Genomic DNA, 21,454 nt, shown 5'->3' with positions numbered 1-21,454 from the left:
AGCTGGCGGATCAGAGCAGGGACTCGGCAGTGATCGGCAGCTCCGGCACTCACCGACCGGTGGCGTGGAAGACGAGGTTGGCGACCGGTCAGAAGTACGTGGGCAGGCGCGGGGTGTAGGGGTCTTCCAGCGCGGCGATCTCGTCCTCGGTGAGCGTGAGGTCGAGCGCGGCGACGGCGTCGGTGAGGTGGTGGGTCCTGGTGGCGCCGACGATGGGCGCGGACACGACGGGGTTCTTCAGTACCCAGGCCAGCGCGACCTGGGCCATCGGGACACCGTGCGCGTCGGCGATCTTCTGGACGGCGTCGACGATGGCTTCGTCGGTGTCGACGAACAGGGGGCGTCCGGCGTAGTCGGTGTCGGGGGCCGTCTTGGCCCGCGCGGTGCCGTCCTGGCCCCAGGGGCGGGCGACCCGGCCGCCGGCCAGGGGGCTCCAGGGGATGGAGCCGACGCCGGTGTGGGCGAGCAGGCCGAACATCTCCCGCTCCTCCTCCCGTGCCAGCAGGCTGTACTGGTCCTGCATCGACACGAAGGGCGTCCAGCCGTGGCTCCGGGCCGCGTGCTGCATGGTGGCGAACTGCCAGGCCCACATCGAGGAGGCGCCGAGGTAGCGGACCTTGCCGGCCTTGACGAGGTCGTGCAGAGCTTCCATGGTCTCCTCGACCGGGGTCTGCGGGTCGAAGCGGTGGATCTGGTAGAGGTCGACGTAGTCGGTGCCCAGCCGGGTCAGAGAGGCGTCGATCTGCTCCATCACGGCCTTGCGCGACAGGCCCGACCCACCGGGTCCGTCGTGCATGGGGTTGAACAGCTTGGTGGCCAGGACGACGTCGTCGCGCTTCGTGTACTTCTTGATCGCGCGGCCCACGATCTCCTCGGATGTGCCGTAGGCGTAGATGTTGGCGGTGTCCCAGAAGGTGATCCCGGACTCGACGGCCTGGCGGAAGACCGGCTCGGCGCCGTCGTCGTCCAGCGCCCACGGCATCTGCGAGGTGTCGCCGAAGCTCATGCATCCGAGCGCGATGCGGCTGATCTTCAGTCCGGAGGTGCCCAGACGGGTGTACTGCATGACGCGCTCCTCATCGTCGGTGCGGCCGGCCGACACCGGCTGCCTCGTCATCGACGCTAGGTAGCCGACGGTCGCGGTGGGAGATGCTGACAGCACCCCCTACGTCGCATCCCCGGCGGCCCGTATCTCGACGGCAGGCATGTCGGCGAGGTGCCGCCGAGGGGGGTACTGGCAGCATCTCCCACCGTCGCGGTGGGGCTCGTAGCGTGAAGGGCATGAACAACCGCAGCGAGGTACGGGACTTTCTGATCTCCCGCCGCGGCAAGGTCACCCCCGAGCAGGTGGGCCTCGTCGACCACGGCGGCACCCGCCGTGTGCCCGGTCTGCGACGCGGCGAGGTGGCCGACCTGGCCGGGGTGTCCGTGGAGTACTACACCCAGCTGGAGCGCGGCAACGTGCGCGGTGCCTCCGAGAGTGTCCTGGACGCCGTGGCCCGTGCGCTGCTGCTGGACGAGGCCGAGCGGGCACACTTGTTCGACCTGGCGCGTGCGGCCAACAGCGGCACTGCGGTACGCCGGCGCCCGGCGGTACAGCGAGTACGTCCGGCCATCCAGGCGATCCTGGACAGCCAGCTGTCCCCTGCCTACGTCACCAACGGCCTCGGGGACGTCATGGCCACCAACCCGCTGGGCAGAGCCCTTCTGTCCCCGCTGTACGAGGACCCCGCCCGCCCGGTCAACGCCGCACGGTTCCGCTTCCTGAACCCCCGCGCGGCCGGTTACTACCTCGACTGGGAGGCCACCGGCCGCGACAGCGTCGCCGGGCTGCGCCTCATGGCCGGCAAGAACCCCTACGACAAGGCACTCACCGATCTGATCGGCGAACTGTGCACCCGCAGCGAGGAGTTCCGCACCCGGTGGGCCGCACAGGACGTCCGGCTGCACCGCACCGGAGTCAAGCGGCTGCACCACCCGGTCGTCGGTGACCTCGACCTCTCCTACGAAGCCCTGGAAATGCCTGCCGACGCCGGTCTCGTGCTGATCATCTGCACCGCGGAACCCGGCTCGCCCAGCCGCCAGGCCCTCGACCTGCTCGCCAGCTGGGCAGCCGCGCCGGACCCCGTCGAGCCCGCTCGGGAAGAGCGGAGCGACCCCGGCCAGTAGCCCCTGGCCCACATTTCCCAAACCATCGCGGACCACACCGAAAGGTTCACCATGTCCAAAATCCCCCATGTCACCCTGAACAACGGCGTCCAGATGCCGATCCTCGGCTTCGGCGTCTTCCAGGTCCCCGCCGAGGAGACCGAGCGGGTCGTCACCGACGCCCTCGCCGCTGGCTACCGCCACCTCGACACCGCCGCCGCCTACGGCAACGAAGAGGCCGTGGGCAACGCGATCAGGGCCAGTGGCATCGCCCGCGACGAGCTGTTCATCACCACCAAGATGTGGGTCAACGAAAAGGGCGAAGAGGGCGCCAAGGCGGCCTTCGACACGTCCCTGCGCCTCCTCGGACTGGACTACCTGGACCTGTACCTGATCCACCAGCCCTTCGGTGACTACTACAGCTCCTGGCGCGCCATGCAGGACCTGCACGGCCAGGGCCTGGTCAAGGCGATCGGCGTGTCGAACTTCTACGCCGACCGCCTGGTCGACCTCATCGACCACAACGAGACCGTCCCGGCGGTCAACCAGATCGAGACCCACCCGTACTTCCAGCGCGCCGACGACCAGGCCCTCATGGCCGAGCGCGGCGTGCAGATCGAGTCGTGGGGCCCGCTGGCCGAGGGCCGCAACAACATCTTCGGCGACCCGACGCTGAGCGCCATCGGTGAAGCGCACGGCAAGTCCGTCGCCCAGGTGGTGCTGCGCTGGCTGACCCAGCGCGGTGTCGTGGTGATCCCCAAGTCCTCGCGACCGGAGCGCATGGCCGAGAACATCGCGGTCTTCGACTTCGAGCTGACCGCCGACGAGATGGACCGCATCGCCGCGCTGGACACCGGCGCCAGCATCGTCTTCGACCACCGCGACCCGCAGACGGTCAGCGCCGTCGGCGGATACCGCCTCGGCTGAGAACGCCCTGCATCTCAAAGGACGGGCTGCGCGAGGTCGTGATCGCCTTGTGCGCGCTCGTCAGTGCCGTCCCGCCGGCACTGTTCGGCGCACTCCCGGCTTCGACAAGGCCCTCGGCGACCACGACCGCTCCCGCGCGGCCGTCCTCCTCGCCCACCAGCCCGTCGTCATCCGGGACGCCGTCCGCACGGCGTCGACCTGCCGCTCTCCGGCCACACCCACGGAGGTCGGCTCCGGCCCGGCAGCCTCCTCGCCGAACTGGCCAACCCCGCCGTCGCGGGCCTGGAACGCCACGGCGACACCCAGCTGTACGTCAGCCGCGGCGCCGGCGCCTGGGGCCCACCCGTCCGTGTGGGCGCACCGTCCGAGATCACCGTCGCCGAACTCGCCCCACGGCAGGCGTAGTCCGGCCACCCGACAGGGCAACCAAGCCCGCTTCTTCGTCGCCCACGGTGCCCAGCCGAGGGTGCCCCCCACAGACGACCACGAAGGTCGTAACCCGTGCACGAACAGGACAGCACGCCGGACAACAGCCCGGCGGACCGCGGCCGTCGCGGCTTCCTGGGCGCGGCCGCACTCGCAGCGACCTCGCCGATGGCCGTCACGGGAGCCGCACCGGCCCAGGCACACGCGCCACCGCCGGGCAACGGCACCGGGTCCCCCACCCGCCCTCGTCACCAGGTGACCGCGGCGATCACGCAGACCGGTCACCGCAGGCTCGGGTCCTTGAAGGTTTCGAGCATCGGCCTCGGCACCCAGACCATGCCGGGCAACCTCTACGGCCCCGTCACCAGCCGCAAGGACATGGTCACCCTCATCCGCACAGCCGTCGAGCAAGGGTGACGTTCTTCGACACGGCCGAGGCGTACGGGCCGTTCGAGTCGGAACGGATCGTCGGGGACGCCCTCCGGCCCGTCCGCGACAACGTGGTGATCGCGTCCAAGTTCGGCTGGAACATCGATCCGGACACGGGGGCCGTGACCGGCCTGAACAGCCGCCCGGACCACATCCGCCGAGTCGTCGACGGCATGTTGAAGCGCCTCAGGACCGACCACATCGACCTGCTCTACCAGCACCGCGTCGATCCCACCGTCCCGATCGAGGACGTCGCGGACACGGTGAAGGACCTCATGGCCCAGGGCAAGGTGCTGCACTGGGGCCTCTCCGAGCCAGGCCTTCAGACCATCCGCCGGGCCCACGCCGTCCAGCCGCTCACCGCGATCCAGAACGAGTACTCCACGCTCTGGCGCGGACCGGAGGACAAGGTCCTGCCGCTCTGTGCGGAACTCGGGATCGGCTTCGTCTGCTGGGCTCCGCTGGGCATGGGCTTCACGACCGGCACGATGAGTCCGTACTTCCGGTTCACGGAGGATGACCGCCGGACCGTGTTCCCCCGCAACAGCCAGGACAACCTGGCCGCCAACATGCCCCTGGTACAGCTGCTCCAGGACCGGGCCGTACGCAAGGGCGCCACACCCGCCCAGATCGACCTCGCCTGGCCGCTCGCCCAGAAGCCCTGGATCGTGCCGATACCCAGCACCACCAGGCTGTCCCACCTCCTGGAGAACATCGGCGCGGAAGAAGTCAGGTTCAGCCCCGACGAACTCCAGGAGCTGACCGCCGCCGTCGCCGGCATCACCATCCACGGTGACCGCCTCCCGCCGGCGGCCCTCGCCATGACGGGCGTCGAAGCACCGACCCGCTGACCGACCCCGGCAGTATTCGAGAGGTGTGGGCCGTCCGGAAATCCCGGACGGCCCACACCGTTGCCGCCTTCTCCGTGATGCAGAACAGCCTCATCGGTCCGACCGGCGTACGACCCGCACCCTGCCGCCCCGGTCTTATGCCGCGGCGCGGGCCTCCGGCCATACCGGCACACCGGGTGCCCGTCCGACCTGGCGAACCTCTGTTCCGTCGTGGGCGATCAGCTTCGGCTCCCTCTCGTGGAGTTCCGCGAGCAGAGCGGTCACATGTTCCTCCAGGCGTGGTCCGGTGGTGTCCCTGGGCACGGTCACCCAGACCGGGCCGCCCTGCCGGGTGTCACCGACCGCGTGCCCGTAGAACCCCTTCGGGGCCGACTCGCACTCGACCACCCGCACCCCGCAGTAGTCGATCAGCTCCTGCACGGAGGCAACCGCCTCCGGCTGTGCGTACTCGTGCCCGGCCGCGATGAACTCGTTCAGCCTGGCCCGCAGTTCGTCCGCCTCTTCGAGGGTGAGCGCGACGTACTTCCAGCGTTCGGCGCCGCTGACCGTGAGGTCGATCTGAGGCTGCCGAGCGTGCCCCATGTGCGCCAGGCCGAGTTCGAGGAGCTCGGGCTCCAGGCCGTCCTTGGTCCGCGTCACGGGCTGGAGTGTCAGCTCCATCTCGTGCACACGGGCAGCGTGGAAGTGCTCGGCCAGGAGCCCGCTCGGGGTGTGCTCCTTCTCGTCCCGGTACTGGCACCAGGGCGGGCAGGGAGCGACGAGTTCAAGCGGGTGCGTGGCCGACGGGTAATGATCGATGGCCTCGGTGACACCGCCCCGGATGACGGTGTCGTACCGGTGCCGCAGACCGCGCAGGCTCAGCGCGAAGTGCTCCAAGCCGTCGATGAGCGAGCCCAGAGCGGGGCTGTCGAGTTCGGCGGTGCCGTCGACGGCCGACAGCCACAGCCGGGACGGTTCACCGCGTGCCTCCTCGTCGTGCCCGAGCCCGATCTGCACGGACAACAGCGGCACTTCGACACCGGGGCTCGCTCCTTCCGGAGCCGCGAGCAGGATTGGGGCGCTGACGTGGCTGCCGGTCGCCTCGGCGTGCGGGTCTTTCGCGCACCATCCGGGGCAGTTGCGCTCGGGAGCCGGGAGGGTCAGGACTGTTGCGCTGGACATGATGTCTCCTCGGGATAGGAGTGGCTTCTTGTCCAGCAGTTTTGACCTGCTCACAGAATGTGCGGGTCTAAACTCACGTACCGGGCATTGAGCCCATTGATCAGCATCAGGCTGGGGCCCCGCACGTCACCGTGCGCCGCACGGCTCCGCCAGGGCGTCGTCGAGGGTACCGACGTGACGCCGGAGGGCATCCTTCACCGCCCGCCCCGTGGCACCGGGGGCCGGCCCGAGCACGGCCAAGCGTTTGGCTCCGCGGGTGATCACGATACTTCTTCGACGAGGACGAGCCATCGCGCGGACCAGGGGCGGACCACCCTGGCCAAGGGACAATCGACAGCCTTGCACAGGGGTGGAGCCGAAGGTGGACTCCGGCGACGAGCTTGTTCTGCGTTGCCCCGGAACCGTCACCCAGAGCCGCTGAAGTGACGTTTCCGTCGGTCAAACGGCACGAATGGTGGGGCGGGTGGGACTCGAACCCACGGCCGACGGATTATGAGTCCTTTGAGGATCTTCCGAACACTTCCCGATCTTGCCGTGATCTCCCTGTTTTCGCAGGTCAGGGACGTAGAGCGGTTCGGGTCTTGCTTTAGTCTTCCCGGTCTTTCCAGATCCTTCTGTCCCCTGCGTTTCCCCTAGAGGTCCCCTCGCGAGGTTTCCCTGGCGCAACCGCGGCCGAGTTCTCACGCGTCACGGCAGGTCAACCCAAGGGGAGAATCACACGGTGGAACTCTCGCGCAGCGGAGTGCCTTACCGGCGGAGCGGGCTCCCGCCCCCTGTGCCCGAGGGTGGAGCCGAGCGGCTTTTCGCAGGTCAGCCGCCGTTCTCCAGCGTATCGCGCAGCTCCCCGTTCACGCTGCTTCCCCGCCGCCCGCGCTGCTCCGGGCCTGTGCCGCTTCTCGATTCCGGTTCGGACGGTTCGCCGGGAGGCGTAGGCATGAGATGTCTCCGGGTTGAGGGCGGCCCCGGCGAACTGCCGGGGCCGCCGTGGGGATCAGAGGTTGTCGAGGTCGGCGCGGCCCTCGGTGAACCGCTGTGCTGCCTCGCGGTAGACCGCCAAGAACGCGGCCGGGTCGTGCTCGGCGCGGATGCCGTCGAGCATGTGCTTGGCGAGCCTGTAGTCGGGATCGATGTCGAGGGCGTCCGAGAAGGCGTGGCCGGCGGCGACGGTGTCGTTCTGCCTCCAGGCGACCCAGCCGAGGAGGGTCAGGAGCGGCGGAGCCTTGTCGGTGTGCGGGGGCACGCAGCGCCGGGCGAGGTGGCCCCACAGTTGCCGTTCGGCGGGGAGTTCGCTCTCGTCGCCGGTGGACAGTGCGGCATCCCGGGTCTCGGGGTCTTGGACGCCGAGGATGATGCGGGCGGCGATCTCGTCCATGAGCTGCGGTGGGCCGTTGCGGAAGTCGGTCAGGGCTCCGCGGATGATGTCGATCGTCCCGTAGCGGGCGAGGAGCTGCCCGCGGTAGGTGCTGGCCTGCGCGGTGTAGTGGTCGGTGGCGGCGTCGAGGGCTTCGCGGTGGCGGTCCGCCGTGCTGTCGGTGACGGGTCGGTACTCGCTGGCCACCTGGACGGCGTGCTGGACGTGCGCCATACGGCGGTCGCGGCTCTCGCGGGCGGAAGCGAGGAAGTCCCGGGGGTCCTCGCCGTCGATGGTGCCGAGGTGTATGCCGACGGCTACCTCGTAGTCGGGGTCTGCGGTGAGCGCGTCTCGGAGGGCTAGCCGGGCGGCAATGAGGTCGCCTTGCCGCCAGGCGACGAAGGCATACAGAGTCAGCACGGGAGCGGCCGCCTGTGTGAACGGGTCGGGGCAGTGCCGAGCGAGGTAGGCCCACAGGCGTCGGGCGTGGGGAAGGTCGTCGTCCTCCGCGTGGGCCATGCCGGCCTCCAGTGCGCCGTCGTCGTGCAGGCCGACGATGAGCTGCGTGATCAAGGCGCGGTTGAGGGCGGTCGCTCCGGCCTGGAACTGGCTCAAGGCCGCGTCGATCTGAGCGCACGTCGAGGTGAGCGTGGCGTCGCGTCCGACGCTGGTCTCGCACCGGACATTGAACTGGTCGATGGCGGCGTCCAGTTCCTTGAGGAAGTCGGTGTCGGTCGGGGCTGCCGCCCGAAACTCCTTGACGATGTCGCGAGTGCGGGGGCCGGGGGTGCGGCCGAGGCGCGTCATCTGTGCCGCAACACTGGTGGGGTCATCGGCAGTTGGAAGCGGCTGGCCCTCGCAGCACCCTTCGGTGGTGCACTCGAACGCCCACCACCGGTTCGCGACGAGACCGATGGTCTGGAGTACTTCGGCGCGCTGCCGGCCGAGGGCTGTCGTGAGCCAGTCGGCGACGGGGGCGAGGAGCGCGGCGGTGTCCCACGGGGTCTCGTCGGCGCGCGGCTCGCGGCAAAGGTAGACGACGACGCCCTCTCCGGGATCGTGCCTCATGTCGTGGGCGTACGCCACGAACTGCCGGGCGGTGAGTTCGGCGGCGGCCTGCCATTCGGCGGGGTCGTCGGGCAGAGGGCACGTCATGGTCGGGCCGTCGATGAAGTTGGGGCCGGGGGCGTGGAGCGCGATGCTGTCGTCGGGGTAGTGCCCGAGGAGGTACGGCAGGATCTCGGCGAGGTTGGGCAGGCTGGTGACCTGCACGGTGTTGTCGGGGCTCACTTCTGGTCTCCCTCAGGGGTCGGGGTGGGGTCGGACTGCCCGATGCGGGCGGGCGGGGGCGGCGCCGGGATGCCGCGCGGCTTGTTCGTCAGGGCGGGGAGCAGGTGGTCGCGGACGAGTGCGCCAAGGTCGGCGGCCAGGGCCTTACTGGTGCGCGTGTTGAGGACGGCGTGCCAGTTGCGGCCGGGCTGGAGCCGGGCGTCGCGGGCCGCCTGTGCCTCGGCCTGCTCGGTGGGGGTCGCGCCGTCGGGGATCGGCGGCAGGTCGGGGCCCGCGGTGATCCACGTCTGGATGGCGAGGCCGCGGGATTGGATGCGCAGACCGACGCTGTGGCCGTCGGGATGGCGGTAGAGGGCCTTGCGGTCGGGAGTGTCGGTGTCCTCCTTCCACCAGGGCGGGTCGAAAGGCGGGGCGATCTGATCGAGGGGCGGTACGTCGATCTCGTCGCGCGGAGCGGCGAAGACCAGGCGTCGGCGGCGGACGACGGGCGTAACGCCTGGGCGGTCGAAGGTGCCGGTCACGCGACGGGCTCTTTGCTGGGCATCAGCTCGTCGACCAGGTCGAAGGCGCGGCGGAAAGCGACGAGGGAGTGGGCGGTGCCCAGGTACTGGTCGCGCTCCTCGAAGGCTTCGAGGGCTTCGGCGCGGGTCTTGGCGTAGTCGTCGTCCGGGGCGAGGGAGTCGGCGCAGCCGATGAGGCAGCGGGGGCCGAGGTCCCAGATGATCGCGTTGACGGCGGCGCATCCGGCCGACAGCGAGTCGATGTCGTTGCCGTACCAATGGAAGTCGTGCGGATCGAGGCCGAGGTCGCGCAGGCGGACGGCGACGGAGCGGAACATCGTCCCTGAACCGACGGCGGGTTCACGGAAGGACATGCCCGGCTCCGCGAAGTCCTTGTCGATGGTGATGTTCGCCATGAGGTCCGTGATGCACGCCGGCGTGTGGTACTCGCCGCGCCATTTCTTGTCGCTCTTGTGCCGGAGGCCGGTGAGAAGGGGGCTGAGGACGTCGGCCTCGGAGCGTCGCCAGACGTCGTCGTGGCCGGTGAGGTCCATCAGGCCGGTGTTGATAGCGGCGCGGGTGACGGCGTGGACGGCGCGGAGCTGCTGTTTGTCGGGATCGGGGTTCCAGGCCCAGTCGTGCAGGCGTATCGCGCGGTTGATGAGGTCGGGGCGGTTGATCCAGTGGCCGAAGTAGATCTCCTTGAAGAGCTGGGGCAGTTCGTGCGGCTGGCGGCCCAAGACCCAGTCGGCGAGACCGGTGCCGGTGTCCGGCGGCTGGCGCAGGAGCGCGAGCGCGGCGACGGTGCCGAGGGGGACGTCGATGCTGCTCCCGCCGTGGCTCTGGTACCAGGCGTCCATGACGTTCTCGGCGATCTTGCGGGCGTGGTCGTGGGGGTTGCGCGGGGCGAGGGCCTTGCGCCAGGTGGTCTTGGCGGGGCGTACAGCGGCCTTCGATTTGGGCGGGGCCTTCTTCTTCGCCCAGCTGGGTGCGGTCCGGGCGGCGGCGGGCGCGGCGGCCCGCGGCAGGAATATGTCGTCGTCAGGCATGGGGTTCCTCTGGATGCGCGCATGAGGCCGCCCCGGTGCGCGGGGCGCGGCCGGGGCGGCAGTGGGACTGTGGCGTCGGGATTCAGTCGGCCTCGCGACAGACCTGGAGTTGGGCCACGGCGGCTCGTACCTCGACGGCTTCGGCCGCTTCGGGGTGTCCGGTCTGGCGCAGGCCGGTGACCAGGAACATCAGGGCCAGCTCGTCGACGCCCATGTCGGCGACCAGCTCCTCGAAGCTGAAGTCCTCAAGCGCCGCGGGGCGGTGGTCATAGCCGACGTGCAGGGTCTTCTCGATCTCCGTGAGGGTGCTGACCCTCTGTTCTTCGGTGAGGCCCAGGAGGGAGGACCACGCGGCGAGGGTGTCGTCGTCTACCGGGAACTTCACGTGCAGTTGGCCTTTCTGGGGCGGCCGCTCCCGATCCGCGTACGCCGACCGGGAGCGGGTCGGGAGCGGTCAGGAGGAGAAGGGGTCGTTGCGGTGGTCGGGGTGGACGACCGCCCACAGTCCGGAGGGCATGGGTTCGGTGATGACGCCCCATCCGGCCCAGCGCATGACGGCGAGGTAGCCGAACGGTCCGCCGGCGAAGCCGGTGCGGTCGCCGCAGTCCGGGTCGGGCGCGATGAAGATCCATCCGGGCAACGCGTCGCAGGCAGGCAAGACCTGGAAGCCGGGGCGCAGTTCGTGTGTGCCGTCGGTGACGATGGGCGGCAGTCCGGCGGCGTCGAGGATGCGGATGGCCTGCTGGATGTGGGGGTGGTCGTGGTGCTCGGGGAGCGTTCCGACGCCCTTGCGGATGACCTGCCGGGGCGGCTTTGCGCCTTGGCTGGCGTGGTAGATGTCCATGAGGAGCAGCGCGTCCTCGATGCGCCCGGCGAAGCGCAGGGCGAGGTTGGCGACGACGGCGACGACATGGCGGTCGCTGCCCATGAGGCGCCGGAATTGCTCGTCGGTCATGTGCTGGAACTGGTTGGCGCGTACGACGGCGTGGGCGCGGGATGCCGTGCGCAGGGCGCGAGCGACGTATTCGGGTTCGGTGCCGATGTGGTTGGCGAGGGTCTGAATTCCTCGGGTGTAGGTCATGCGGTGGTCTCCAAGAGGACGCTTGCGCGTATGGGTGCGCCCCCGGCCGTTGGCCGGGGGCGCTGCGCGGTGAGGGGTGTTGGTTACGGGGCGCCGTGGTGAAGGAGGACCGTGGCCATGACCTGCTGCTCCTTGAGGGTGAGGGGGCGGCCGATGATGCGGGTGATGCGGGGGCCGCCGCTGTTCTCCCGCGCGGTCACGGTGGAAAGGAGGTTGGTGTTGACCACGGTCCAGGTGACGTTGTGGTGGGTGAAGAGGGAGAACCGCTCGTCGCTGGCCAGGTCCCATTCGACGCTGCCTTCGGTGAAGGCGGTGAGGAGGGTTTGCTCCTCGACCTGGGCCCTGCCGTTGGGGAGTTCCGTGTAAGGAAGGTTCATTTCTTCACCTTTCTTTCTGGTTCGGCTTTTCCGAACTTCTTACTTATATCTTAATGGCAAATATCCTAGAAGCAAGTTCCAGGCATTTTTATGCGCATTTAATTTCCGCAATTCAATTCCTAATTCGCTGATGCGGGAATGAGGTCGGGCCAACGGACTGCCTCCAGCGCGCGGCGGTGGGAGTCGGGTACCGGCACGGTGGGATAGCCGAGCCAGTCGAGCCCCATCGCGGCGAGGATCGTGGCGTCCGCTTGGTCGTAGCGGCCGGGCCCGTCGCACTCGACGCCGTACCGCTCGACGGCCACCGCGCGCACCATGCCCTTCGCGACCCGGGCGCGGTCCTTGCGCGGGTAGTCCAGGGCGGGGTTGGCGCGGCCGGTCGCGTAGATCGTGCGGCCGTGCGGGGTCACGACGGCGTACGGGATGCGGCACCGCCACAGGTATTGGGTGACCAGCCACCAGAGGCCGGCCAGCTCGTGATGGCCGGCCTGCCCGCCCTGGGCGTACGCGGCCCCCTCGACCACCACCAGGTCCGCGCGGTCCATGCCGACCTTCACGTTGAGCGCGACCGCCGCCAGCAGCCAGTCCAGCCGTTCGTGGCTGCGGCGGCGCCCGGGCCGGAACGCACGCGCCCAATCGCTTCCGGCGATGCCCGTCGAGGTCAGCGACAGGTCAAGACCGACGACGCACGGCTGCCACTCCCCCGTCGCCTGGACGCTGGGCAGGGTCACCGGGGCGCTCTGGAGTTCGGCGGTCACCGGGCGCCCTCACCGGTCGCCGCACGGTGCTTGGTGATCAGCCGCTCGGCCTCGGCGATCGCAGGCTCCCTGCGCCGGTCGGTCCACTCGCCCTCGTAGCTGCCGACCGGACCCCACAGGTACCAACCGGTGTCGTGGTAGCCGTCGTTCGGGTTCCTGCGGCGGCGGCCCAGCTCCCACCAGCCGTCGCGCCAGCGCCACAGGCGATTCGCGTCCGCGTCGCGCACCCAACCGGCGCGCTCGGCCAGGGCCTGGAAGCGGGCCAACTCGGTGCGCAGCATGGCCGCTTCGGCCGCAGCGTCCAGGTCTCGCGGGGCGGCGCGTTCGGCATGGCCGGTCCGGTGCACTGGTGATGCGGGGTGCAGGCCGAGTTGCTGCACGGCGTCGTCCCTCTGGCGGGCGACGCGGAGCAGCAGGCGGGCAGCGCCGTGCATGCCTCGTTCTTCGAGCCACCTTGCGGTGGCGTCGATCTCGACCCCCACGGATCGGTCGTTCATCGGTCGGACTCCTTCGCGGGGCCGCCCCGGCACAGGCCCGGGCGGCCCCGATGCACGGTGGTTACGGGCGGGCGGGATTGGGGGTTTTCGGGTCCTTCCGGATGCAGATGCCGGAGTCGGGCATCACCCGGCCGCCCGCGACGAGTTGCTTGAAGCGCGCACCGGGGCGGAACCTCACGACCCGGCGGGCGGTGAGCTCCACCGGCTGCCCGGTCTGCGGGTTTCGGGCGGTACGGGCGGGGCGCATCTCGGGGGTGAGGCTGCCGAAGCCGGTGACGGAGACGGTTTCACCGGCGACGACGGCGCGGACCATGGCGTCGAGGACGGCCTCGACGGCGAGGGTCGCGTGGGCGCGATCGCCGGTGGCCTGCGTGACCGCGTCGACGAGTTGGGCCTTGTTCACTTCGGGTTCCTTTCGATTCAGGAGCTGGAGCGCGGTAGTCGAGGGGCGGGCGCGCCACGCGGAGGGAAGAGGCCTCAGCCCGAGGCCGGGGTCCGCGTCGTCGCACGCACTCCCACAGATGTCCGAGAAATGATTCATAAATGTCATCTATCTCTTGTCAGTCGGGAAGACGGATCAGGAACTTTCCGATCGCGAGTACCTGGGAGATCGGCAGGACCACAGCGTCGGCGGAGACCAGATACGGCTCCTCGCCGGCACCGGGGCGTGCAGGCACCGTCCACACCGTTCCCGTGAGGTCCGCGTACCGGGCCCCCACTTCGAGGAGGCGTCCTGCGAAGAGGAACCTGCGGGTGCGCAGTGACGGGGACCATCCCTCGCCGGGCACCGGACCGTCCTCGGTGCGCGGCACCTGGAGGCCGAGGAAGTCGGGTCCGGCCGTCACCAGGGTGCCGACGGCCCCCAGGGAATGGAACTCGATGGCCTCGCCATGCTGGCCTGCCTTCAGCCACCTGGAGAGGTCGTCCGCACTGAGCTGGACAGGCCGCCCGGACGCCGAGTCGTCATCACGGGCTCCGAGCATGACGCGCAGCAGCGAGCGCCACGGCAGGAGGCTGGCGTAGGAAGCAGCCGGGACCGTGACCTGGGCAGACCCTTCGGTGAACCTCAGCCGGTGGTGACCGTCAGCCGTGACGTGCTCGACGGTGACGGTGTCCGACGACTCCAACCAGCCGCGCAGAGCAGCGACGTCCTGGTAGGCGATCGGTGCCGTCCACACATCGCCCGCGACCTTGGTCCGGGCGACCGCAAGGGCTCGGTCACTGCACGCAGCCGCGTGAAGGTAGCCGGGGGTGGAGTCGAGAACCAGGACATCGTGGTCATGGGCGTCGTCGTCCACGGGGAAGCGGTGTGGGGCGACCTGGTCGAGGATGGCCGCCAGGGTGTCGGCCCGAAGGGTGAACATGATGGGTCTCCGCAGGAGTTGTAGGAGTCGGTGTTCAGGTCGTTGAAGCGCGTTTGCGGGCTCGGCGCGCTCGTTGGGCGAGCCGTCCGGCCTCTCTGCACAGGGAACAGGCGCGCTCCCCGCGTCGGTTGTGAGCACGAGCTCCGGCTTCGGTGCCGTGCCGTATCGGGCGCCGCACGCGCTCGTGCAGCTCGTCTGGGCTCGCGCCTCCGCAGGTGGCAAGGACCTGCCCGCTGCGCCAGTACCGGCCGCCGCACACACCGTCGAACAGGCTTGCTTTCGGCAGGACCAGTTCGACGCAGCGTGCTCGGAACGGACAGCTCTGGCAGACGGAGAGGAGCGAGAGGACCAGCGGCTCGGTCGGGGCTGCGTCCGCCGTCTCGTCGAACGTGAAGCGGTCGTCCCCGACACAGGGGGTCGCGGCGACCCACCCATTGCCGCTCATCTGGTCGGCCTGCCGTGGGCTAGGCGGTTGGCGGCAACGGCATCAGGTGCGTCTGATCGCTGGTACTGATGCCGTGCGGGTGGACGTAGTCGCTGGGCAGGGGCATCAGGTGTCGGTCGGCGAGCGCAGGGATGGAGAGCACCTGGGCGAGGATCCGGGTGAGGAGGGTGTCGCAGGACGGCGTCCACCGCGGACGCGGGGCACGGATCTGCGTGCCGTCGTCGGCGACACCTTCGAGGACCTCGATGATCCGGCCCCCTGACCTGCGGCCGTCGACGATGACTGCGGTTGCCTCCGGGTGGCGCTCACGCACCAGCTCGGCCACCCGCGCTACCCGGTCGACCGGAGGCAGCTCCAGCAGCCACGAGTTTCCCTCGGAAGCCGAGTTGCGGTGGACCGAAGCCCATGCCGGAGAGAGGTAGGGCGCGAGCGCGGTCTGTACGTCGGACTCGATCTCGTCCGCGATGTAGTCGAGCGGATGCTCCTGGGTGCCTTCGCGGTTGTTCCACAGTTCGGGGCACGTTCGCAATGCGCTGGTCTGGGCGCCCAACACGGCGTGCATGTCGAGGGTCCGCGTGCTGTAGAAGGCGAACGCCACGTAGACCGCCTCGGGGTAGGCGGCACGGATCTTCGCGCTGACGTGGTCGAGCACCGCGAGGCAGTAGGCCTGTGCGATGCGCTTGCCCTGGGCGTCGAGTTGACTGCGCTGCTCGGCGAGGAGTGTCAGGTCTTCGTGCGTGGTGGATGTCATGGCAGGGGTGTCTCTTTCTTGTAGGGGTGGGTCAGGCGAGGACGGGCATGAGGCGTTCGCCGATCCAGCGGGCGACGTTGACGGACACGGCATTGCCGGCCTGTTGCGTCTGGGCGGCCTTGCTGCCGACGACCTGGTAGGTCTCGGGGAACCGCTGGGCCGACAGGTGCTCGCGGGGTTGGAGCATGCGGAAGCGGCAGTCCATAACGGCGGGCGCGCTGCGCACGACGGCCGCCGAGGCCCGGGTCGACAGGGTGTGCAACGGTTCAGCCGCCGTCTTCGGGGCCGCTTTGCGGTACGGGATGACCAGGGTGTTGCGGGCCCGGTCACCGGCAACGCCATCGGGTACCACCAAGCCGTGGTGCCGGGCCCCGGCCAGCGTGCTGAGCGGGTTGTCGACGGGCGCCACGTCGCAGTTGTTGCGGAACTCCACGATGAACGGGTCGACGGTGACCAGGGCTTCGCTCTCGCGGGTCATGCGGGTACGCATCGGTTCGGCCACCGAGGAGGCCGTGTCGTTCCACGAGCCGCCGACCGGCACCAGGAGTGCTTCGCCCACCTTGACCGTGCGGACAGGCAGCGGCCTGGTGTCCGGAGCAAACGCGCGGTCGCTTCCGTCCTTGCCGTGCGTGAGGGTGACGACGGACGGCTGGTGGGGGAACTTGGCCAGTCCCGCCTCGATACGCCGCATGGTGTTCGGCACCAGCGGCCGGTCGCGGTCCCCGATGCGCTGGCCGATGTCGTCCCACATGATCACATCGGAAGCCGGTCGGACGTACGGCTCCACAAGGGCATGTCCGCAGCTTGTGTTCGGGCACCGGTAGTCGTACTGCTGGCCGTACTTGCCCACCTTGACCTTCGGGTGGCGCCAGCTCTGGCGGGCGCGAACGTCGCGCCCGCAGTGAACGCAGTACGCCCGCGGACGCGGGGCAAGGTCGGGTCGGCGTATCCCGGCGAGAGTGAAAACCAGGTAGACCCGGTCGCGCCACTGCGGGGCGTACGGGTTGGTCTCCGAGCCGATGTGCGCGGAGGACACCGAGACGATCTGGACGCGATAGCCCAACTTCTTCATGCACCGGATCCACTCCGGGAACAGGCCCCAGCCGGTGACGAACTCGACGACGTTCTCCACGACGACGCAGGGGAAGCGTTTCGCCTCGGCGGCACGCAGTACGCACCAAGCAGTGACCCGCGTCAGCTCAAAGGCTTCTGGGGGCAGTTCGCGCCACTGCTCCTCCTCTTCGAACAGGGCGTCTTGTATGGGGTCGGGGCGCTTCCTCCCGCCGGCGGGGCTGAGCTCCCAGCAGATGACCGAGGCCCAGAGCACGAGAGCCTTGGGGAGCCAGCGCATGGGGTAGTTCTGGATGTCGGCGCACCGGGCTGCGGCCTTGGGGTGGTTGAGCGCGAAGGTGTCGACCGAGGTCTGCCAGTGGTTGATGCCGAGGATGGGGTCGAATCCGGCTTCGAGCAGGCCGGTGGCGTCTCCGCCTGCTCCGCAGAGCAGGTGGACGGATCGGGGCACGATGGTGATCTCCCAGAGGTGGTCGCCCGGCCCGGTGGGCCGGGCGACCTTCGGTCAGGACTTGTGACGGGACCGCGTCGCACGGTGGTGGCGGCTGTCCTCGACACCGAGGGCCGTGAACGCCATCAGGCCGATGACGCCCATGAGCAGCAGCCAGGTCACCGGTCCGCGTCCGCGATGGTGGGCGGTACGCGGCCCGGCCGGTCAGTCATCGCTCCGGGTGACACGGACGGTGGTGATGTGTCCGGCGTTCTCGAACAGCGCCAGCGGGTAGGTGCTGGGCTCGGGCCGCTGCCAGACCCGGCGGTAGCCCTCGTGGCCGGTCAGGCGCAGGGACCATTCCGAGAACCGGGCGATGGCGGTGGCCGCTCCCTCGATCCCGGCGCTCTGGTTCTGGCTGGGGCCGTACGGCGCAATGTGCGTGGACGAGACCATCAGCCGGGGCGCGCGGCGGGGAACGTCGAGGCCGTCGATGCGGGCCATCAGCGGTATGAGGCTGTTGTGGTGGTGACGCTGCGGGCCGTTGGGCGTGGAGTCGTACAGGACGGTGTGCCGGTCCGGGTTCTCCACGTCCCGGCGGATGGCGATCCAGCCGTTCACGTCCGCGCAGTCGGCGGGCAGGCTGTGTTCGGAGACGATGATCAGTTCCGTGCCGTCCGTGAGATCGGCACGCACGAAGAACTCGCCGCCGCCGGTCTCGACGTCGGTGACCCAGCGGGCGTAGCGCAGCGGGGTGATGATCCGGTTGTAGCTGAAGAACAGCTGGTTCCACAGCGGGTCGTTGGTGCGGTTGTGGTCGGGCAGCGCGGCGATGACGGTCACGTGGTCTCCAAGAGGGTGTGCTCGGCGGGCACGCAGGAAATGCGCGCACACCTTTGAGAAATGTCACCTATCTCAGGTGAAAGCGAAGAGCTTCAGACGGCAGGCAGTTCACTTCGGGCGAGGATCTGCACCGCCCACATCCGGCCGCCGCGCGTGACGACGCAGCCGATCGCGCGCCCCTGGTAGGGCAATACGAATCCACTGCCACCCTCTTCCCGCTTCAGGGCGTCGACGAGGTCACGGACGCCGTCCTCCGCGCACTCGGGCGAGCAGTACAGGCCGCCACCGAGCCGTGGAGCGAGGTGGGGGCCGTGGACAACTTCGGCGACCACGATGTAGGCGTCGGGGGCCGGGCTGAGCGTGATGGTCACGAGCGATCTCCAAGTGGTGGACGAGTCCGGCAAGTTCCGAACTTCTACTTATATCTTAATGGCATACATCGGGGCGTCAATGTGGGTGATCTTGCGAACTCCCCGATCTCTGAAGGGACTTGGCTGCCGCCTGCCGTCCCCTCTCCCGCCCCATGCGGGCCAGTTCCCGCGTTCGCTGACGGGCCATTTCCAGCGCCTGCGGGTCGCTCCGCGCCACCCGGCGCTCCTGCTCGGCGAAGAACTCCCGTAGCCAGTCCTGCTGGTCGCGGTGCTCGCGGTCAGCTGCCTCCCGGCGTTCCTCTTCCCGCTCGGCGCGCGGATTGGTGCCGCATCCCCGGCAGTTGCCCACTGGCTCGGCGTGCTTGGCACAGCCTGTCCTCTGCTGTCCGCGACGCGTCTCCGTGTCCCGGACAACACCGCCCGTGGGGGTAGGGGGGTCAGGAAGAGAAGAGGAAGAAGGGGGAAGAGAAGGGGTTTCCCCGGGGGAACCCGCCCGGTTGCCCTGCGGCAACCCACTGGGTTTCCCCGGGGCGACCCTGCCCGTGGCCCCGCCAGGGTTCCCCTGGGGCAACCCAGCCCCCCGCGCGGTCTCCTCGGCGGCCCGCACCTCCTGCCGAGCAGTCACGTCCTGCTGGGTGCGGGCCGCCGACGACGGTCTGCGGCGCGGCGTACCGCTGCGCGCCAGCCGGGGGTTGGTCGGTGCCTGCCGCGCTGCACGGCGCCGCTCGGCCAGCTCCTCCGTGGAGGGGATGGGCGGCACGCCGTACGGGAAGACGCGGTACTCGGCACGGCGGCCGACCCGGCCGATCGTGACCCGCTCGACCAGGCCAAGGCCGACGAGCTCCGTGACAAGCGTGCTGACCTGCTTCTCCCCCACGCCGGCCCACGCCATCATCCGCTCCAGGCCGGGCCTGGCCAGCCTGGTCTGGTCGTCGGCCGAGTCCGCGATCTTCATGAGGACCAACTTCTGCGCCTTGTTGAGCACCTCCTTCGGCAAGTAGGCGGCCACCACCATCAGTTGGATGCTCACCGGCACCTCTCCGTGTTGCGTCCCGCCGCCGCGCCGGGGCCGGGGCAGGGCCCGCGCGGGTACCGCCCCGGCCTGGTGCGGTGGTCAGGACTACTTGCTCGCGGTGACGTTGATGCTCACCGCTGTCCGCCGGTCGTGGTCGAGGCGGGTGGGCACGGGGACGCCCACCTCCTTGAGCCTGGCTTTCATGGCCGGCGTATCCGGTGCCATGGGCACCTCCAGGCCCGCGCGGCGGTAGAGGCCGACCATGGCCTCAATGTCGTCGACCTTGGTCGGGTTGCCGCCGCTCCACCCCAGGACGTTGTCTCCGTAGGTGCCCGGCTCGGAGCCGTCGAGCTGGGCCCGCAGGAACTTCTGACGCTCCTTGAGGGGCTTGATCCGCTCGGTGACGGCGACGTACTCGGCCAGTGCTGCAGCGCGTTCCTCGTCGTCGTGGACGAGTCGGCTCTGCACCGAACGTCCTGTTGCGATGGGTCCCCAGCACGCGGTGCGGAAGGGGCAGTGGTCGCAGATCGCGGACAGGCCCGGTCCCTGGAACGTGCGCGGCAGTTCTTCCGGGGAGGAGGCGGCGCGCACCTGCTGGACCCACCAGCGGGCGCGGCGGGCCCGGTCGGCCTCGTAGGCGATCTCCTGTACGTGGTCGTCGCCGTTGTCGCGGTTGATGAACCGGAAGCGGATGCGGGCGACGGGCACGGGGCCGATCCGGGCGAGCTGGCGCTGGCCGTTCACGCGCGCGAATCCCTCGGCGGCGAGGAGGTCGGCGTACAGGTACACCTGCCGCATCTCGGCCTCGCTCGCCCCGTACCGCAGGACGTTGTCCCACTGGTAGGTGCCCTTCGTCTTCACGTCCTCGACGGTCGTTTGTTCGGCCGGGAGCGTGGGGCGCAGCCGCTTCGGGAGCTGTGCGGCAGTCGTGCTGTCGAGTTGGACGGCATCGATGTGCCCCCGGACGGTCTCGTCCTCGACGCGGCGCTCGATGAGCCAGCCGTACTCCTCGCGGGCGGCATCGAGTATCCCGGCGTGCAGCCAGGTGCCGAGGATCGCCTTGCGCTTCTCGCCGGTGTCGGTGGGGGTGCGACCGTGCAGGAGGTATCCGGCTCGGCGTGCGCACACGGTGTCGCTGGCGCCCAGTTTGGTCTGCTGGGAGCGGGGGCGGCGTGCGTCCGCCGCGTGGGCGGCGGGCCAGAGGCTGACGGGCCGCTGGGGCACGAGGGCCACAGTGGTCATGATCTTTCTCCAAGAGGATGCGGGGTGCCTCACCGCCGACGGCGGGCGGCACCCGGTGTCGGCAGGGGTCAGGAGGCGGCGCGGCGGGCGGGGGCGGTCCGCTTGCGCGGGGCGCGCTTGGCCGGAGCCGGGGGCTCGTCGGCGACGGTGGCGGGGTCCTGCTCCGGGTCCGGGGCCTTGGCCGCGTTCTTCGCGGCACGCGGCCGCTTCTTCGGCGCCGGCGTCGCCGCGCTCGTGTTCCGCTCCCCCCTCTCGGGATCACCGCCGGGCTCACCGCTCGACGTGCCGCCCGCGGAGTCGCCCGCTTCGAGTCCGGCCGCCACCCGCAGGCGCAGGGTCGCCTCCTCCGCCTCACGGACGACGGCTTCGGCGTCGGCACGCTCCATCTCCTCGTCGACGTAGACGCCGGAGAGGTCCTGCGGTGCGGCCATGCGCAGCGAGCCGGCCTCGGCGCACTTGCGCAGCATGTGGGCGGGCATCTGCTGCCACATCTTCGCCACGACGTACGCGCTCTGCTTGCGGTCGTAGTAGGTCGGGGCGAACTCGTCCCAGCGGGCGATCATGGGGAAGCGGCTCGTGCCGCGCAGGACGGTGACCTTGACCGCGGCCGGGTACGCCTTCGACAGCCACACGTCGTGGGCGTTGCCCTCGGAGTCGTAGTAGACGGTGTCCTCGTAGGAGATGGACTCCCCGGCCTTTGCCGACGCCCGGTGGGCGACCGTGCGGAAGCCGTCGATCCCGGTCTGGATCGTCCATGTCTTCTCGGGCTCGTCGGGGTTGTCGGCGGCCTTCCAGTTGGTGCGGCCGATCATGTAGATCTGCCGTGCGAACGGATCGAGTCCGGTCCGTACGCAGTAGTGGAAGAACATGGCCAGGTGGCCGCGCGGGGCGGCGGCCAGGCCAGGGCTGATCAGAGCCAGCGTCGAAAGCTGCTTGTGGTCGAACTCGTCCTGGTCGGCGCGCAGGGTGATGGCGCTCGCTGGCACGGGCTGGGGCGCCGTCGCGGTTGGTTCGACCACCGCGCCCTCCACTACGGCGGGTTCGGCGGATGATTCGTCGGTCACGCTCTCTCCAAGA

General features: G+C 69.7%; 23 protein-coding genes and 1 pseudogene. 5 read left to right on the top strand and 19 right to left on the bottom strand.

What is annotated here, in order from left to right; all coding sequences use genetic code 11:
• Positions 1–88: 88 nt before the first annotated feature.
• Positions 89–1,066, bottom strand: a complete 978-nt coding sequence (locus ACIQBL_RS33450) for an aldo/keto reductase (protein WP_401948426.1) — start codon at positions 1,064–1,066, stop codon at positions 89–91.
• A 215-nt stretch (positions 1,067–1,281) separates the two neighbouring features.
• On the opposite strand from ACIQBL_RS33450, the gene ACIQBL_RS33445 reads away from it, so the two are divergent.
• The 5 genes and pseudogenes from ACIQBL_RS33445 to ACIQBL_RS33425 all read left to right on the top strand — a co-directional run bounded on the left by ACIQBL_RS33445 (position 1,282) and on the right by ACIQBL_RS33425 (position 4,781).
• Positions 1,282–2,169 (top strand): helix-turn-helix transcriptional regulator, encoded by an 888-nt coding sequence (locus ACIQBL_RS33445; protein WP_401948423.1) that lies wholly within the window; start codon positions 1,282–1,284, stop codon positions 2,167–2,169.
• Between the two features lie 60 nt (positions 2,170–2,229).
• Positions 2,230–3,075: an aldo/keto reductase gene (locus ACIQBL_RS33440; RefSeq protein WP_401948804.1), complete on the top strand. Its 846-nt coding sequence runs from the start codon at positions 2,230–2,232 to the stop codon at positions 3,073–3,075.
• 94 nt (positions 3,076–3,169) lie between these two features.
• Positions 3,170–3,480 (top strand): annotated as a pseudogene (locus tag ACIQBL_RS33435) (metallophosphoesterase); the annotation flags it as partial.
• A 96-nt stretch (positions 3,481–3,576) separates the two neighbouring features.
• On the top strand, positions 3,577–3,918 hold the full coding sequence (locus tag ACIQBL_RS33430) for a hypothetical protein (protein WP_401948420.1): 342 nt from the start codon (positions 3,577–3,579) through the stop codon (positions 3,916–3,918).
• Positions 3,915–4,781 (top strand): aldo/keto reductase, encoded by an 867-nt coding sequence (locus tag ACIQBL_RS33425; RefSeq protein ID WP_401948417.1) that lies wholly within the window; start codon positions 3,915–3,917, stop codon positions 4,779–4,781. The genes ACIQBL_RS33430 and ACIQBL_RS33425 overlap by 4 nt, the downstream gene beginning before the upstream one ends.
• A 135-nt stretch (positions 4,782–4,916) precedes the next feature.
• Here the strand turns inward: ACIQBL_RS33425 and ACIQBL_RS33420 are convergent, their stop codons facing one another.
• From ACIQBL_RS33420 to bet, 18 genes are all read right to left on the bottom strand, one after another.
• On the bottom strand, positions 4,917–5,942 hold the full coding sequence (locus tag ACIQBL_RS33420; RefSeq protein WP_401948414.1) for a DUF6907 domain-containing protein: 1,026 nt from the start codon (positions 5,940–5,942) through the stop codon (positions 4,917–4,919).
• A 991-nt stretch (positions 5,943–6,933) separates the two neighbouring features.
• Positions 6,934–8,583, bottom strand: a complete 1,650-nt coding sequence (locus tag ACIQBL_RS33415) for a DUF4192 family protein (RefSeq protein ID WP_401948411.1) — start codon at positions 8,581–8,583, stop codon at positions 6,934–6,936.
• A complete protein-coding gene (locus tag ACIQBL_RS33410) occupies positions 8,580–9,104 on the bottom strand; it encodes a hypothetical protein (protein ID WP_401948408.1) in 525 nt (174 codons plus the stop codon). Before ACIQBL_RS33410 ends, ACIQBL_RS33415 begins: the two co-directional genes overlap by 4 nt.
• Positions 9,101–10,132 (bottom strand): N-6 DNA methylase, encoded by a 1,032-nt coding sequence (locus ACIQBL_RS33405; protein ID WP_401948405.1) that lies wholly within the window; start codon positions 10,130–10,132, stop codon positions 9,101–9,103. Before ACIQBL_RS33405 ends, ACIQBL_RS33410 begins: the two co-directional genes overlap by 4 nt.
• A gap of 82 nt (positions 10,133–10,214) precedes the next feature.
• Positions 10,215–10,517, bottom strand: coding sequence for a hypothetical protein (locus ACIQBL_RS33400; protein ID WP_401948403.1), 303 nt, complete (start codon positions 10,515–10,517; stop codon positions 10,215–10,217).
• A 69-nt stretch (positions 10,518–10,586) separates the two neighbouring features.
• On the bottom strand, positions 10,587–11,213 hold the full coding sequence (locus ACIQBL_RS33395) for a hypothetical protein (RefSeq protein ID WP_401948400.1): 627 nt from the start codon (positions 11,211–11,213) through the stop codon (positions 10,587–10,589).
• An 83-nt stretch (positions 11,214–11,296) separates the two neighbouring features.
• Complete coding sequence (locus tag ACIQBL_RS33390; RefSeq protein ID WP_401948397.1) at positions 11,297–11,590, bottom strand: hypothetical protein; 294 nt, start codon at positions 11,588–11,590, stop codon at positions 11,297–11,299.
• Positions 11,591–11,709: 119 nt separating this feature from the next.
• Positions 11,710–12,348, bottom strand: coding sequence for a hypothetical protein (locus tag ACIQBL_RS33385; RefSeq protein ID WP_401948394.1), 639 nt, complete (start codon positions 12,346–12,348; stop codon positions 11,710–11,712).
• Entirely contained in the window at positions 12,345–12,845 is a 501-nt protein-coding gene (locus ACIQBL_RS33380; RefSeq protein WP_401948391.1) for a hypothetical protein, read from the bottom strand. The genes ACIQBL_RS33385 and ACIQBL_RS33380 overlap by 4 nt, the downstream gene beginning before the upstream one ends.
• A 61-nt stretch (positions 12,846–12,906) precedes the next feature.
• Positions 12,907–13,248, bottom strand: a complete 342-nt coding sequence (locus tag ACIQBL_RS33375; protein WP_401948388.1) for an HU family DNA-binding protein — start codon at positions 13,246–13,248, stop codon at positions 12,907–12,909.
• 157 nt (positions 13,249–13,405) lie between these two features.
• Positions 13,406–14,209, bottom strand: coding sequence for a hypothetical protein (locus ACIQBL_RS33370; protein WP_401948386.1), 804 nt, complete (start codon positions 14,207–14,209; stop codon positions 13,406–13,408).
• 464 nt (positions 14,210–14,673) lie between these two features.
• The gene (locus ACIQBL_RS33365) at positions 14,674–15,405 is read right to left on the bottom strand and encodes a hypothetical protein (protein ID WP_401948383.1); all 732 of its coding nucleotides are present in this window, start codon (positions 15,403–15,405) and stop codon (positions 14,674–14,676) included.
• A 31-nt stretch (positions 15,406–15,436) separates the two neighbouring features.
• A complete protein-coding gene (locus ACIQBL_RS33360; protein ID WP_401948381.1) occupies positions 15,437–16,927 on the bottom strand; it encodes a DNA cytosine methyltransferase in 1,491 nt (496 codons plus the stop codon).
• A 204-nt stretch (positions 16,928–17,131) separates the two neighbouring features.
• The gene (locus ACIQBL_RS33355) at positions 17,132–17,749 is read right to left on the bottom strand and encodes a hypothetical protein (RefSeq protein ID WP_401948378.1); all 618 of its coding nucleotides are present in this window, start codon (positions 17,747–17,749) and stop codon (positions 17,132–17,134) included.
• 92 nt (positions 17,750–17,841) lie between these two features.
• Entirely contained in the window at positions 17,842–18,120 is a 279-nt protein-coding gene (locus ACIQBL_RS33350) for a hypothetical protein (protein WP_401948376.1), read from the bottom strand.
• A 76-nt stretch (positions 18,121–18,196) separates the two neighbouring features.
• A complete protein-coding gene (locus tag ACIQBL_RS33345) occupies positions 18,197–19,150 on the bottom strand; it encodes a helix-turn-helix domain-containing protein (RefSeq protein WP_401948374.1) in 954 nt (317 codons plus the stop codon).
• 90 nt (positions 19,151–19,240) lie between these two features.
• Positions 19,241–20,377, bottom strand: a complete 1,137-nt coding sequence (locus ACIQBL_RS33340; protein ID WP_401948371.1) for a PD-(D/E)XK nuclease family protein — start codon at positions 20,375–20,377, stop codon at positions 19,241–19,243.
• Between the two features lie 68 nt (positions 20,378–20,445).
• Positions 20,446–21,441, bottom strand: coding sequence for a phage recombination protein Bet (gene bet, locus ACIQBL_RS33335; protein WP_401948368.1), 996 nt, complete (start codon positions 21,439–21,441; stop codon positions 20,446–20,448).
• Between the last annotated feature and the right edge of the window lie 13 nt (positions 21,442–21,454).

Source organism: Streptomyces sp. NPDC088350 (genome assembly GCF_044753545.1).
Taxonomy (GTDB): domain Bacteria; phylum Actinomycetota; class Actinomycetes; order Streptomycetales; family Streptomycetaceae; genus Streptomyces.
Note: the sequence above shows the minus strand (reverse complement) of the source record. Positions and strands in the feature narration are given on the sequence as shown.

Coding starts and splice junctions, on each gene's coding strand:
- ACIQBL_RS33405 (WP_401948405.1), bottom strand. CDS start 10,132: ATGCCTGACGACGACATATTCCTGCCGCGGGCCGCCGCGCCCGCCGCC.
- ACIQBL_RS33370 (WP_401948386.1), bottom strand. CDS start 14,209: ATGTTCACCCTTCGGGCCGACACCCTGGCGGCCATCCTCGACCAGGTC.
- ACIQBL_RS33450 (WP_401948426.1), bottom strand. CDS start 1,066: ATGCAGTACACCCGTCTGGGCACCTCCGGACTGAAGATCAGCCGCATC.
- ACIQBL_RS33395 (WP_401948400.1), bottom strand. CDS start 11,213: ATGACCTACACCCGAGGAATTCAGACCCTCGCCAACCACATCGGCACC.
- ACIQBL_RS33365 (WP_401948383.1), bottom strand. CDS start 15,405: ATGACATCCACCACGCACGAAGACCTGACACTCCTCGCCGAGCAGCGC.
- ACIQBL_RS33445 (WP_401948423.1), top strand. CDS start 1,282: ATGAACAACCGCAGCGAGGTACGGGACTTTCTGATCTCCCGCCGCGGC.
- ACIQBL_RS33390 (WP_401948397.1), bottom strand. CDS start 11,590: ATGAACCTTCCTTACACGGAACTCCCCAACGGCAGGGCCCAGGTCGAG.
- ACIQBL_RS33380 (WP_401948391.1), bottom strand. CDS start 12,845: ATGAACGACCGATCCGTGGGGGTCGAGATCGACGCCACCGCAAGGTGG.
- ACIQBL_RS33420 (WP_401948414.1), bottom strand. CDS start 5,942: ATGTCCAGCGCAACAGTCCTGACCCTCCCGGCTCCCGAGCGCAACTGC.
- ACIQBL_RS33340 (WP_401948371.1), bottom strand. CDS start 20,377: ATGACCACTGTGGCCCTCGTGCCCCAGCGGCCCGTCAGCCTCTGGCCC.